Raw genomic sequence first — 13,779 nt, forward strand, 5'->3', positions numbered from 1 at the left:
GGGCCTCATGTTCAGTGCTCCGGGCTTTTGGTCAACGGGTCGGGGGTCGACGGCAAGACGTCCTGGCTTGTCGCAGGCGCTTCATAGGACGGCGACGGTTCGGGCGGCGGTTCGGGCTCCGGGAGCATCACGGGGCGGCCGTCGCACTGTCGCGGATAGCCCCGGGCGCTGTGGATCAGGGGGCGTTCGCGCTTCAGGGCGCGGACCCGCTCCAGCCGCAGGGCGCCGCGCGGCGTCCAGGCGCGCCAGTCGGCCTGTCGGATCCGCAGGCCGATCAGGGCCCGCTCCCGCACCCAGGCGACGCGGTCGGCCAGCTCCGGCGAGGTCGAACGGCGCTCGGCCTCGACCAGCGAGACCAGGGCCGAGGGACCCAGTTCGTTCAGGTAGCAGACGTCCAGCTCCGGCCCCTGGCCGCCGAGCTCGCGGGCTTGGCGGACGTTCCAAACGGCGGCGACCGCGCCCAGGTCGACCCCGCAGGCGGCGACCAGCACCGCCAGGGCCGCGGCGGCGTTGGCGTTGATCAGCCAGGCCCCGCTCCTGCCGCGCAGCATCCGCCAGCAGATCAGCACCAGGCCCAGCCCGACCAGCCCCATCCAGACCAGGGCGGCGATCCGCAGGCGGGTCAGGGAATAGACCTGCACGTAGTCGACGGTCCGCAGGATGCTGGAGGCCACCAGGAACAGGTTCTGGCCCACCCACAGCACCACCAGCACGCGGACCAGCGGGACCTTGGCGGTGGGCATGCGCGGGTCCAGGGCGACCAGCACGAACAGGCCCGCCAGCAGCGCCGTGGCGATCAGCGGATAGGCGCCGCGATGGGCGTACTCCGCCAGAGTCAGGCCGGCCGGCGGTCCCGCCCCGCCCCACAGGATCACCGCGTCCAGGCCGTTCTGCAGCGCGAACAGGGCGTTGAAGACGATCAGCGACAGGGTCACCGAGGCGATCGAGACTCCCGCGACGGCGCCCAGGGACCGGGGTTTGCCCGTCGGCAGGGCGCGGCGGCGGCGCGGCCGCAGCAGGCTCCAGGCCAGGGTCAGCACCATCACCCAGAAGACCGCCCGCCAGAACAGGTCGCCGCTGAAGGCCGGCAATCGCAGGGTCGACAGGGCCTGGCCGATCACGGGATTGGCGGCGGCGAACAGGGTCAGGAACACCGCCCCGCCCACGACCGGCAGGGCCAGCAGCGGCACGATCCCCCGCCAGTTCCAGCCCGGCGTCGTCGTCCGGCCCGCCTTGCGCGCCCGGCGAAGATCGAGCCACGGCCCGAACATCCCGACCACGGCCTGGGCGACCAGGCGCTGGCTCCAGCGCCAGGCGTCGTCGAACCGCGCGGCCCGGGGCAGCAGGACCGCCAGGCCCAGCATCGCCCAGAACAGCAGCCAGCCCAGCAGGCTGGGCGCCCAGGCCAGGAGGATCGCCAGCACCGTCGCCGCGACCAGCGCCCAGCCGGCCTTGAGGTCACGACGGGCGTGCGGATGCAGGGCGGTCGCGGCCAGGGTCAGCAGCAGCGCGAAGGCGCCCAGGGTCCAGCCGATCCGATGCCCCCAGAACAGCAGGTCGGCGACGATCGCCAGGGCCAGCGCGGCGCTGGCCTTGAGCGTGAAGGACAGATCGCGCGGGCGACGGGAAAGCAGCATGGCGGGCTCCGACCGAAGGAGCCCGTTGAGTGCCCGCGCGGGGTCGAGACAAAGCCGGTCCAGCGACGCGTTTGCCGTGCAGATTTGATGCAGCGTTACTGAAACCCTCTCCCATGGGGAGAGGGTGCTAGCGCGCCCTAAGCCCCCGTCGCCGTATCGCTCCATCGCGAGAACGGGGTGTCGGGTTCGTCGACCAGGCTGGGCTGCAGCGAACGCAGGTCGCTGGGGCGGATGTTGAAGGCCTTGCGGAAGCTGCGGCTGAAGTGGGCCTCGCTGCTGAAGCCGCACTGGAAGGCGATCTCGCTGATCCGCCGGGCCCGCTTGGGGTCCAGCAGGGCGGCGCGGGCCAGGTGCAGGCGGCGCTCCCAGATATAGGCCGTCACCCCGCCCAGCGGCTCGAACAATCGGTAGAGGGTGGAGCGCGACACGCCCAGGGCTTCGCTGATCCGGGCCGGGTTCAGGCTGGGCTCCAGCAGGTTGTGCTCGACATAGGCGCGGGCCCGCAGCAGCACCGGCGACTCGCGCACGCCGAAGTCGGCCCGTCCGGCCTCCATCGCCAGACAGGCGCCCAGCAGCTCGGTGGTGGCGCGGGTGATGCCCGGCAGGGTCTCGGGAAGAAGCTGCGGGAACCAGCGGGTAACCGCCGTCAAATGCTCGATCAGAAGGCCGGCGCGGTTGCCGTCCAGCACCATGCCGTGCAGCTCGACGCCGGGCGCCACGGCCTGGACGTCGGCGCGGGGCAGGAAGGTGGTCAGCACCTTGACCGCCGTGCTGTGCAGCAGCATCGGCCGCGACAGGTCGCAGATCCCGACCTCGCCCGGTCCGGCCGAGAACGGCACGCCGTCGAAGTCGCCGGTGTGCGATCCGGCGATGTTGAACTGGACGATGTAGGCGTCATGGCCGTCGGCGGCGATCATCTCCGGCGTGCGGAACATGGTGTGGCCGCCGGTCTCGGTCACGTAGAAGGCGTGGGGGCCCAGGCGCAGCGAGGTGATGTTGGCCGAGAAGCCCGGCTCGGGGTCGCGGGCGTCCAGCGCGACCAGCACCTCTCGGCGATAATGATCGTGTCGCTCCTCGGGCGGGACGCTCCGGGTGCTGAAGTTCGATCGCCCTAGCTGGAACACGGACTCGCTAGGCGGACTCAAAGGTTCACTCATGTGGCCTCCCCCAAGGCACAATCACGCATTTACTGTATTCGCCCAATGCGGGCGTTCGTCGCACCACGCGAGGGCGGCTTTTTCCTTTGAGACAAACGATCAAGAAAATGGGACCGGCATGTAATGGTTACGCCGCGCAAAGCCTTACTGGTGTCGGTCCCTTCGGACGAACGCTGATCAGTGATCAATAATCGTCCGGGACCGTATTCACCGACGCTTGGACGCGAAGTCATCGGCTCGGAGAACGACGCACCGCGAGGCCTGGGGGGGTCTTCGCGATTAGCGTCGCCCACGTCCCGAGGGGGACTCAAACTGAAGGCGGGCCTTGGGGGAGGCCCGCCTTTTATTTTGCCGATGACAGCGCTGGCGGGTGGCGATCCGTAGGGTCCGCCTGCCGACAAGGCGCCAGGGCGAACTTGGGCCCTAGTCGGACAGTCCCAGCGGCGCCCTTAGGCAATGTCCCTGCGGTCTGGCGCGGGGAATCCCCGATGGCGACCCCAGGGTCGCGAGCCTTAAATCTCTTCGTGCGGGGCCCGTTTGGCCACGATCAGCAGGAGTGTCCGATGGCCGCCTCAGCCAAGCCCAACATCATCATGGTCATGGCCGATGACGTGGGCATATGGAACATCAGCGCCTACCATCGCGGCATGATGGGCGGCAGCACGCCGAACATCGATCGGCTCGCCCAGGAGGGGGCGCTTTTCACCGATTATTACGGGCAACAATCCTGCACGGCGGGACGCGCCGCGTTCATCACTGGGCAGACGCCGTTCCGCACGGGGCTGCTAAAAGTCGGCCTGCCAGCGGCAAAGCAGGGCTTGCAAGACACCGATCCGACGATCGCCGAACTGCTCAAGCCCCTCGGCTACGCCACGGCGCAGATCGGCAAGAACCACTTGGGCGACCGCAACGAATACCTGCCCACCGTGCACGGCTTCGACGAGTTCCACGGGATCCTCTACCACCTCAATGCGATGGAAGAGCCGTACGACCCGGAGTACCCCAAAAACCCGGAATTCCTGACGAAGTTCGGCCCGCGCAACATCGTCAGCAGTGTCGCCACCGAGGTCGACGACCCCACGGACGATCCGCGCTGGGGACGGGTCGGCAAACAGAAGATCACCGACGCCGGTCCGTTGCCGCCGCATCCGGGCATGGACCCCGCCGCCAAGGTCAGCATGGAAGACATCGATGCCGATCTGGTGCGTCGCTCGTGCGACTTCATCGACCGCTCCGTCAGGGCGGGGCAGCCGTTTTTCCTCTGGCACAACTCGACCCGGTGCCACTCCTGGACGCACCTGTCCAAACAGTGGGACGGCAAGACCGGCTACGGTCTGTTCGCCGACGCCATGGCCGAGCTGGACTGGATTGTTGGCGAACTGCTCGCCAAGCTCGACGAACTGGGCATCGCGGACAACACGATCGTGCTGTTCACCAGCGACAACGGCGCGGAAATCTTCAGCTGGCCCGACGGCGGCAACCATCCGTTTCGAGGCGAGAAAGGTACCGTGTACGAAGGCGGCTTCCGCGTGCCGATGCTGGCGAAGTGGCCCGGCGTCATCGAGCCCGGTGTCATCATCAACGACGTCATGTCGGCCGAAGACTGGCTGCCGACCTTGGTCGCCGCGGCGGGCGAGACGGAGATCAAGGAGAAGCTGCTCGCCGGACACCAAGCGGGCGAGAAGACCTTCCGGACCCACCTCGACGGTTACGACTTCAAGCCGTTCTTCGAAGGCGAGGTCACTGAAGGTCCGCGCCGCGAGTTCTTCTATTTCAGCGACAACGCCGATCTCATGGCCCTGCGCTACGACCAATGGAAGATCACGTTCAAGACGATTGTCGGCAACCTGTTCAGCGGAAAGGAAGACTCCACCAACGTGCCGATCGTGACCAATCTGCGCGTCGATCCGTGGGAGCGATATCAGAGCGAATCGACGTCATACGGCCAATGGTGGGGAGAAAAGCTGTGGGTCATGATGCCCGCCACCGTCATCATGGGTCAGTTCCTCTCCACCTTCAAAGACTACCCGCCAAGCCAAGTCTCAGGCTCGCTGGGCGTGGAGAAGGCTCTGGAGGCGCTGCAGGATGGCGGCCGTAAGAACTGATGTGGCGTCCGAGTGGTCCTAAACGTCGATCCACCGTAAACGTCTGCCCACGACGCCGAACAGCCGACCGCTATTCCCGCTTCAGCGTCGTTGACCGGAGCAGCCAACGTGTAGGCTCCTGATAAACCCTAGTGTTCCCGTCCCATCCGCCAGAAGGTCTGGAACAGCGGCTCGACCAGATAGGCCAGGGCCGAGCGCTTGCGCAGCGGGATCAGCACCTCGACCGGCAGGCCGGCCTGCAGGCCCGACTGGGCGCCGCGGATCTTGCGGATCTTTTCCAGCTCCTGCGGCGGCGCGGCGACTTCGGCCCGGAAGTACTGGGCGCCGGTCTTCTCGTCGGTGAAGCTGTCGGCCGACAGCTCGGTCAGGGTGCCGTTCAGCAGCGGCAGGTCGCGCTCGTGCAGCGAGGTGAAGCGGATCTGGGTCTTCTGGCCGGGCTTGAGGTCGTCGGCGTCGTTGGGCGAGACCTTGGCCTGGATCACCAGGCGGCGGTCCTGGGGCACGATCTCCATCAGGGTCTGGCCGGGTGCCACCACCCCGCCGACCGTGAAGACGCTGAGCCCCACCACCTTGCCGCCCGAGGGGGCGCGGACCGTGGCGCGCGCCAGTTGCTCGCGGGCGGCCAGCACCTTGGGCTGCAGGTCGTCGAGCCGCACCTGCACGTCGCGCAGCTGGCCCGAGACCTCCTCCATCATCTGCCGCTCCAGCGACAGGGTCTGCAGCCGGGTCTCGCCGATCTGCTCGCCCGAGCGGGCGATCTGGGCGCGATAGGCGCCGTCCTCGCCGGTCAGGGAGGCGGCGCTGCGCTGCAGGGCCAGCACCCGGGTCTTGGGCGCATAGCCCTTGGCGGCCAGCTCCTGCACGCCCGCCAGCTCCTCCTCGATCAGCTTCTGCTGCTCGCGGTTGGCGTCCAGCTGACGCTCGGCGCCGCTGGTCTGCTGGCTCAGTTGCAGGATCCGCTGGTTGAGCACGCCGCGCTGGGTCTGCAGCGAACTGCGGCGGGCTTGGAACTGCTGGCGTTGCAGGCGCAGGGCGTCCTCGGCCAGCGGCCTGTCCTCGGGCTCCAGCTTGGCGAACTCGGGCGGGGCGGCGAAGCCGGCCTGCTTGTCGCGCTCGGCGACCAGGCGGGCGCGCTGGGCCAGCAGGGTCAGGACCTCGCCGGTCATGCCCCGCTCGCTGGCCCGCAGCTCCGAAGCCGACAGCTCGACCAGGATCTGGCCCTTGACCACGCTCTGGCCCTCGACCACCCGGATGGCCGTGACCACCCCGCCCTCGCGGTTCTGGACCGACTGGCGGTTGCCCGCCACGGCGATCACCCCGTGGGCGTAGGCGCCGGCGTCCAGCGGCGCCAGGGCCGCCCAGCCCAGGAAGCCGACGAAGAACAGGCCCGCCACCCCCGCGCCGACGCGGATGGCCATGGCCGGATCGTCCGACAGGCGCGGCGGGACGTTGGGGGCTTCGCCCGGCTTTTCGCTCGAGGCTTGGAACATCGTGTCGGTCATGGCTTGGCGGCCTGCAGGGCGGTCGTGGCGGAAGCGGGCTTGGCGCCGCTCCCCTTGGCCTGGGCCTGGGCGGCCTCGGCCATCTTGGCGACCACCTCCACCCGGGGGCCGAGCATCTCGATCTGGCCTTCGCGCAGCACCAGCAGGCGGTCGGCGACGTTGAGGATGCCGGTGCGGTGGGCGACGATCAGGATCGCGGCCTTGCGCGCCTTGGCGGCCAGCAGCGCGCTGTTCAGCGCCGCCTCGCCGTCGGCATCGAGCGCCGAGTTGGGCTCGTCCAGGATCAGCAGCGGCGGCTCGCCGTACAGGGCGCGCGCCAGGGCCACGCGCTGGGCCTGGCCCGCCGACAGCCCGCGTCCGCCGGCGCCCAGCAGGGTGTCGTAGCCTTTGGGCAGGCGCAGGATCAGCTCATGCACCCCCGCCGCCTGGGCCGCGGCCACCACCTCGGCGTCGACGATCGCCGCATCGGCCCCCACCCAGGTGGCGAAGCGCGAGATGTTGTCCTTGATCGTGCCGGCCATCAGGCCCGAGTCCTGCGGCACATAGCCGATGTATCGGCCCAGCCGATCGCCGTCCCAGTCGACCAGGTTGGCGCCGTCCAGGCGCACCACGCCCGCGTCGGGAACGATGGCCGCGGCGGCCACCCGCGCCAGGGTGGTCTTGCCCGCGCCGCTGGGACCGATGACGCCCAGGATCTCGCCCGGCGTCAGGCGGAACGAGACGCCGCGCAGCAGCACCGGGCCTTCGCCGGGCGCGCGCACGGCCACCTGTTCCAGGGCCAGCGCCCCGGTCGGGGCCGGCAGCTGGGTGCCGGACATCTCCATCCCCCGGTTGGGGAACAGCTTGATCAGGTTGTTCAGCGCGCCGCGCACCTGGCCGACCACGCCCCACGAGCCGACCAACTGCTCGATCGGCTGCAGGGCGCGGCTCATCAGCACCGAGGCGGCGATGATCGCGCCCGCCGAGATCTGCTTGTCGACCGCCAGCCAGGCGCCCAGGCCCAGGGCCGCCGACTGCAGGAACATGCGGGTGAACTTGGTGGCCGCCGAATAGCCGCCGCCCGTGAACTGGGCCTTGGCCGACAGGTCCAGGCCGACGCGGCGATCGGCCAGCTGGCGCTCGCGCAGGGCGCCGCGCATGCCGAGAGCCCGCACGACCTCGCCGTTGGCGGCGGCCGCCTCCTGCGAGGCGTAGGCCTGGGCCTGGGCGATGAAGGCCTCGCGGGCCCGCGTCCGCGTGGCCCGCTCGTTGAACACCGCCAGCACCACCAGCACCGCGCCGCCGACGATGGTCATCGCGCCCAGGGCCGGGTGGATCATGAAGGCGACCAGCACGTAGATCGGGGTCCACGGGATGTCGAAGACGGCCACGGCCACGGGACCCGACAGGGCCTGGCGCACGACGTCGAACTCGCGCATGCCCTGGGCCGAGGCGCCGGGGGCCATGGCGCTCATCAGCTTCTGCAGGATGCCGCCGGCCAGCAGCCGGTCCAGGCGCAGGCCCGCCAGGGTCAGCAGCCGCGAGCGCACCGATTCCAGGGCGGTCTGGGTGCCCAGGGCGAAGGCCACGACCAGGGTCAGGTACAGCAGGGTCAGCCGGCCCTCGGTGGGCACCACCCGGTCGTAGACCTGCATCATGTAGATGGTCGGGGCCAGCAGCAGTAGGTTGATGAAGGCGCTGAACACGGCGGCGGCCATCAGGTGCGGGCGGCAGGCCCGCAGGGCGGCGACCAGAGGCGGCGGCAGCGGTGCGTCCAGGAACTTCACGCGTCTCTCCCCAGGACGCGTCCCTCTCCGCCAGCTCCATTCGCCGCACGCAGGTCTCACGCCCCTGGGCGGTACCTAACGTTGCGACCCGCCAATTTGCAAGAACGTCGTTGCGCCGAATGGTCGAGGACCGGCGTCCTACTCCACGAAAGCGGGCGCCGTGACGCGGCGTCCCAGCAGGAAGGCGTCGGCCACGTGGCGCAGCGGCGTGACGTCGACATCGGACGCTCCGGCGGCGATCAGCTCGGCGAACCGGGCGTACAGACCGGGGTACTCGGCCTCGGGCCGCTCGTGGACCAGGGCCCCGTCGATCCACAGCTTGGAGCCGCCGTGCGACAGGCGCAGCGCGCCGCCGTCGGTGTCGACCTCGATGTCCCAGCTCTGCGGACCGGTCTGCAGGAAGTCGAACTCGGCGGTGACCGGCACGCCGGCGGTGTCGACGAACGACAGCTCGGCCTGGATCGGCGACTGGCGGTTCTCCGGCACGTGCAGGGTGGCTTGCGTCAGAAAGAACGGGCGCGGCAGCACGGCGGTGGCGATCGACAGGGCGTTGATGCCGGGATCGAACACCCCCAGGCCGCCCGGCTCCCAGATCCAGTCCTGGCCCGGATGCCAGACCCGCACGTCCTCGCGCCAGTTGATGCGGGCCGCGGTGATCGTCTTGCCCGCCAGCCAGTCGCGCGCCGGGGCGACGGCCGGGGCGTGGCGCGAGTGCCAGGTGGTCTGCAGGGTGACGCCTTGGACCTCGGCGACGTGGCGCAGGTCCTCGACCTCGCTCAGCGTCGCGCCGGGCGGCTTTTCCAGCATCACGTGCTTGCCGGCTTCCAGCGCCTGGCGGGCCAGGCCGTGGCGCACCTGGGGCGGGGTGCACAGGGCCACGGCGTCGAACGCCACGCCGCTGGCCAGCAGTTCGTCCAGGGTGTGGAAGCTGGGCAGGCCCGGCTGTTCGGCGTGACGGCTGACGATCGCCACCAGCTCGAAACGCTGATCGGCGGCCATCGCCGGCAGGTGCTGGTCGCGGGCGATCTTGCCCAGGCCGATCAGGGCCACGCGGATGGAGGTGGCGTCGGTCATGGGGCCTCGCGACTCTGGGAACGCTTATTTGTAGGATAAATGCTTGGTGACGCTTGGGATGTCAAACGGCCAGTGAGGCTTGGGGCTCGCCCTAGCCGCTACTGATCGCCGCCGAGCGGTTGCGCCAGTCCGATGAGAAGGCCTTCGGGGCCGCGGATGTAGCAGAGCCGGTACACGTTCTCGTACTCGACCACCTCGCCGACCAGCTGGGCGCCGTGCTTGCGGAGCCTGGCCAGGGTGTCGTCGATGTCGCTCACCGTGAACATGGCGCGCAGGTAGCCGAGGGCGTTGACCGGGGCGTTGCGGTGATCGGCGACGACGGACGGGACCAGGAAACGCGAGAGCTCCAGGCGGCTGTGGCCGTCGGGCGTGACCATCATGGCGATCTCGACGCGCTGATCGCCCAGTCCGGTGATGCGTCCGGCCCATTCGCCTTCGACCATGGCCCGCCCCTCGAACGTCAGGCCAAGCTCGGTGAAGAAGGCGACGGCGTCATCGAGGGATTCCACCACGATGCCGATATTGTCCATTCGCAGCAGTTGGCTCTTGGTCATGATTTCGATCCAGTCTCCTACGCCCCCAGCAGCTCGAAGCTGGCCGTCAGGCCGTCGACCGCGCTGTTGGCCACCCACAGGTCGAACATGCCGGGCTCGGCGATCCAGCGGTCGTTGTCGCCGACGAACATCAGCGAGCCGCGCTCCAGGCTGAAGCGCACCTCGCGCCGCTCGCCCGGCTTCAGCGCCACCCGCAGGAAGCGCTTGAGCTCGCGCACCGGCCGGGTGCGGCTGGCCACCCGGTCGCGGATGTAGAGCTGGACCACATGCTCGCCAGCGACCTTTCCCGTGTTGGCCACGGTGGCGGTGACGATGAGCTTCTCGTTCCAGGCCAGGCGCGTGGTCGACAGCTTGACGTCGCTGAGGGCGAAGCTGGTGTAGGACAGCCCATGGCCGAACGGGTACAGCGCCTCGTTGCGCGTGGTGCGCCAGCGGGCCTTGTACTCCTGGCTGTCGTCGGCTTGGGGCGCGGGACGGCCGGTGGTGCGGTGATTGTAGGCGAACGGCTCCTGGCCGCTCTCGTGCGGGAAGCTGACCGGCAGGCGGGCCGATGGATTGACCCTGCCGAACAGCACGTCGGCCACGGCGTGGCCGGTCTCGGTGCCCAGGAACCAGGTGGCCAGCACGGCGGGAGCGGCCTTGACCGCGCCCTCCAGCACCAGGGCCCGGCCGTGGCGCAGCAGCACGACGGTCGGCTTGCCCACCGCCCCGACCAGTTCGGCCAGCTGTTGCTGCACGCGCGGCAGGCCGATCTCGGTGCGCGACTGGGCCTCGCCCGACATGTTCTGGCTCTCGCCCACGGCCAGCAGCACGATGTCGGCGGCCCTGGCGGCGGCGACGGCCTGGTCGAAGCCGCCGGGGATGGTGTTCTCGACGTCGCAGCCCTTGGCGATGGTCAGCTGCGAGGGATCGGCCATCGCCTCGCGGATCCCGGCGGCCAGGTCGACCCCCAGGCTGGTGTCGCCGAAGAAGGCCCAGGGCCCCAGGATGTTGTCGCGGTCCTGCCCGAACGGGCCGATCAGGGCGATCTTCTTGCCCTTGGTCGGCAGGGGCAGCAGGCCGCCGTCGTTGCGCAGCAGCACGATCGACTTGCCCCCGGCCTCCCGCGACAGCGCCCGCATGGCCGGGGTGGCGGTGTTGGCGGCCTGGGCCTTGGCGTCGATCGAGCGGAACGGCCGGTCGAACAGGCCCAGCGTCTCCTTCAGGCTCAGCACCCGGCGCACGGCGGTGTCGACCACGGCCATCGGCACCCGGCCCTGGGCCACCAGCTCGGGCAGGTAGCGGCTGTAGAGGCCGCTCTGCATGCTGATGTCGACCCCGGCCAGGATCGCCAGCCGCGCGGCATCCTTGTCGTCGGCCGCGAAGCCGTGGGCCACCAGTTCCTGGTCGGCGGTGTAGTCGGAGATGACCACGCCCTTGAAGTTCCACTCGCCGCGCAGGATGTCGGTCAGCAGGTGCTTGTTGGCCGTGGACGGCACGCCGTTGATGTCGTTGAAGGCCGACATCACCGACAGGCAGCCGGCGTCGAAGGCTGCCTTGAACGGCGGCAGGTGCACCTCGCGCAGGGTCTCTTCGGAGAGGTCGACGGTGTTGTAGTCCAGGCCCGCCGCCACCGCCCCGTAGCCGGCGAAGTGCTTGGCGGTCGACAGCAGGCTGTCGGGCGCGGCCAGGTTCGGGCCCTGGAAGCCGCGCACCCGGGCCTGGGCCATCACCTCGCCCAGGAACACGTCCTCGCCCGAGCCTTCGGCGCCCCGGCCCCAGCGCTGGTCGCGGGCCACGTCGACCATCGGGGCGAAGGTCCAGTGGTTGCCGTACGACGAGGCCTCGATCGCCGCGGCCCGCGCCGTGCGCTCGGCAAGGCTGGGATCGAAACTGGCGGATTCGGCCAGGGGGATCGGGTAGATGGTCTTGAAGCCGTGGATCACGTCGGCGGCGAACAGCAGCGGGATGTGCAGGCGCGAATGCTCGACCGCGGCGGTCTGGGCCAGCAGCGCCCCCTCGACCCCGACGCCGTTCATCAGCGTCCCGATGCGGCCGGCCCGGACGTCGGCCAGGATCTGCTGGGTGTTGCGCTGGTTGACCAGCGGATTGATGTCGCCGACCGGCGGCCGGATCATGTCGGAATAGCACGACAGCTGGCCGGCCTTCTCCTCCATGGTCATCTGGGCGATCAGGGCTTCCACGCGGGGCGAGGCGGCGCGGGCCGCGCCCGCTCCGGCCAGGGCGAATCCCGCCAGGCCCGTCGCGCCGGCCAGGACCGCTCTACGATCCACGCCCTGTCGCTTCGGACCCTGTCGCCCGCCACCCGTCGCCATGAAGCCTCCCCGAACTGAACTCGCCGCAACCTCGCCAGAAACGCCGCTTGGTGCAATGGTGCGTTACCTGAGGAGCGAACCAACGCCTTCAACCTCGGAGAAGCTCCATGACCACCCGCTGGCGCATCGATGTCCGTCTCGGCGACGCCCCGCCCGAAGCCCCGCTGCGCAGCATGGTGGTCGAGGCCCCGACCGAGGTCGACGCCCTGCGCCTCGTCCTGGCCCAGGCCGAGCGCGACCGGGACGATTTCGAGGAGCTGCTGCAGGACGGCCAGGAGGAGGTGTTCTCCCGAACCGAGGTCCTCGAAGGCCATATCGAGCACAAGGACCATACCTGACGATGCCGAAGGCCGACGACCGGATCGAGATCGAGAACTTCACCTCGCCCGGCCACGTGCAGCGCGTCGACCGCGCCAAGTACGAGGCGATGCGCGAGGCGTTGCTCCAGGTGCTGCCTGTCGGCGCGCCTGGGCTGACGGTGGCCGAGGCCAAGGAACGGCTGCTGCCCCTGCTGCCCGAGGCGCTGTTCCCGGGCGGCGACAAGGCGGGGTGGTGGCTGAAGGCCGCCCAGCTGGATCTGGAGGCTAAGGGCGTTGTTCGGCGGGAGGCGACGAAGCCGTTGAGGCTGCATCGGTCCTAGCGTGGGATCACACCCACTTGCCCCCACCTGGCGGCTTCGCCGTCTGTCGCGGCGAGGGGGCGGAGGACGCGCCTCTTCCCCCTGTGGGGGAAGACGATCGCGAAGCGATCCGTAGGGGGCAAGTGCTAGCCGCACTAGCGATACAGATAGTCCGCCCGCAGCCCCATCCGCAGACAGGCCTCCACCGCCGGGGCGCCCTTCACCGGCAACCGATCCGCCGCCGCCCCAGCCAACCGCACCAGCCGCCCCTCGACCGGCCCTAGGTCCCACTCACGCCCCAGCCCCACGACCTCGCGCACCTGCGCCGGCGTGATCGCCACCGCCGCCCTGATCAGCGCGCCTTGCAGGCCGCGCAGCGGAGCGGGCAGGATCGCCGTCCGCCGCATCAGCTCCAGGAACTCGAAGACGATCTCGTGGCGCTCCAGCTTGGGCAGCATGGCCGCCAGCCGCGCCTCCCATTCCGCCACCGAAGCCGGCGCCCCGAGCGCGCCGTACAGCGCCGCCGCCGGGGCGGCCTCGGCGTAGAAGCGGTCGCGGTCGGCGTCGCTCAGCGGCCGGGCGAAGGCGTGATAGGCCTCCATGAAGCCGAAGCTGGCGGTGGCCTGCACCCAGTCCAGCAGCTCCACGTCGTTGGCCCGGTAGGCCGCCCCGGCGGGCGTGTCGCCGGTGACCCGATCATGCATCCGCCGCACGCCGGCGATCATCTTCTCGGCCGTCGAGCGTGCGCCATAGACCGTGACCATCGCCGCCAGGCCGGTGCGCTTGAGGCGCGGCAGCGGCGCGGTGCGGAAGCTGGAATGCTCCCAGACGCCGGAGCGCACGCGCGGCTCGGCCAGCTCCAGGATCACCGCCGTCACCCCGCCGACGAACAGCGAGACCGGGTTCTTGAACACCCGCCACGACACCGAGTCCGGCGCGGCCAGGGCCGGCTCTCCGGCCGGCTGGCGAAAGTCGACGCGCGGTCCGCCCTCGGGTTGGTACAGCCCCTGAACAAGCCCCGCGATGCGACCGTCGTGACTCCCCATCAGT

11 protein-coding genes are annotated in these 13,779 nt (G+C 70.0%); 3 read left to right on the top strand and 8 right to left on the bottom strand.

The window, feature by feature from the left end:
- Positions 1 to 11 precede the first annotated feature (11 nt).
- Positions 12 to 1,637, bottom strand: a complete 1,626-nt coding sequence (locus AC1DMQ_RS03590; RefSeq protein ID WP_477032175.1) for a DUF4153 domain-containing protein — start codon at positions 1,635 to 1,637, stop codon at positions 12 to 14.
- A 137-nt stretch (positions 1,638 to 1,774) separates the two neighbouring features.
- On the bottom strand, positions 1,775 to 2,683 hold the full coding sequence (locus AC1DMQ_RS03595; protein ID WP_477032176.1) for a helix-turn-helix domain-containing protein: 909 nt from the start codon (positions 2,681 to 2,683) through the stop codon (positions 1,775 to 1,777).
- A gap of 674 nt (positions 2,684 to 3,357) precedes the next feature.
- Between AC1DMQ_RS03595 and AC1DMQ_RS03600 the strand changes: the two genes are divergently transcribed.
- Positions 3,358 to 4,899: an arylsulfatase gene (locus tag AC1DMQ_RS03600; protein ID WP_477032177.1), complete on the top strand. Its 1,542-nt coding sequence runs from the start codon at positions 3,358 to 3,360 to the stop codon at positions 4,897 to 4,899.
- Between the two features lie 128 nt (positions 4,900 to 5,027).
- Here AC1DMQ_RS03600 and AC1DMQ_RS03605 read toward each other — a convergent pair whose 3' ends face one another.
- The 5 genes from AC1DMQ_RS03605 to AC1DMQ_RS03625 form a co-directional block, all read right to left on the bottom strand.
- Positions 5,028 to 6,401: an HlyD family type I secretion periplasmic adaptor subunit gene (locus AC1DMQ_RS03605; protein WP_477032178.1), complete on the bottom strand. Its 1,374-nt coding sequence runs from the start codon at positions 6,399 to 6,401 to the stop codon at positions 5,028 to 5,030.
- Complete coding sequence (locus tag AC1DMQ_RS03610) at positions 6,398 to 8,167, bottom strand: type I secretion system permease/ATPase (RefSeq protein WP_477032179.1); 1,770 nt, start codon at positions 8,165 to 8,167, stop codon at positions 6,398 to 6,400. The genes AC1DMQ_RS03605 and AC1DMQ_RS03610 overlap by 4 nt, the downstream gene beginning before the upstream one ends.
- Before the next feature lie 138 nt (positions 8,168 to 8,305).
- Entirely contained in the window at positions 8,306 to 9,241 is a 936-nt protein-coding gene (locus AC1DMQ_RS03615; RefSeq protein ID WP_477032180.1) for a Gfo/Idh/MocA family protein, read from the bottom strand.
- 98 nt (positions 9,242 to 9,339) lie between these two features.
- Positions 9,340 to 9,795: a VOC family protein gene (locus tag AC1DMQ_RS03620; RefSeq protein ID WP_477032181.1), complete on the bottom strand. Its 456-nt coding sequence runs from the start codon at positions 9,793 to 9,795 to the stop codon at positions 9,340 to 9,342.
- Between the two features lie 17 nt (positions 9,796 to 9,812).
- Positions 9,813 to 12,110, bottom strand: coding sequence for a glycoside hydrolase family 3 N-terminal domain-containing protein (locus AC1DMQ_RS03625; protein WP_477032182.1), 2,298 nt, complete (start codon positions 12,108 to 12,110; stop codon positions 9,813 to 9,815).
- Positions 12,111 to 12,217: 107 nt separating this feature from the next.
- On the opposite strand from AC1DMQ_RS03625, the gene AC1DMQ_RS03630 reads away from it, so the two are divergent.
- Both AC1DMQ_RS03630 and AC1DMQ_RS03635 read left to right on the top strand, forming a co-directional pair.
- The gene (locus AC1DMQ_RS03630) at positions 12,218 to 12,448 is read left to right on the top strand and encodes a hypothetical protein (RefSeq protein WP_477032183.1); all 231 of its coding nucleotides are present in this window, start codon (positions 12,218 to 12,220) and stop codon (positions 12,446 to 12,448) included.
- 2 nt (positions 12,449 to 12,450) lie between these two features.
- A complete protein-coding gene (locus AC1DMQ_RS03635; RefSeq protein WP_477032184.1) occupies positions 12,451 to 12,750 on the top strand; it encodes a DUF6958 family protein in 300 nt (99 codons plus the stop codon).
- Between the two features lie 134 nt (positions 12,751 to 12,884).
- On the opposite strand, the gene AC1DMQ_RS03640 is transcribed toward AC1DMQ_RS03635, so the two are convergent.
- Positions 12,885 to 13,775, bottom strand: a complete 891-nt coding sequence (locus tag AC1DMQ_RS03640; protein ID WP_477032185.1) for an oxygenase MpaB family protein — start codon at positions 13,773 to 13,775, stop codon at positions 12,885 to 12,887.
- Positions 13,776 to 13,779 lie beyond the last annotated feature (4 nt).

The sequence above is a fragment of the Caulobacter sp. 05L422 genome (genome assembly GCF_056397765.1).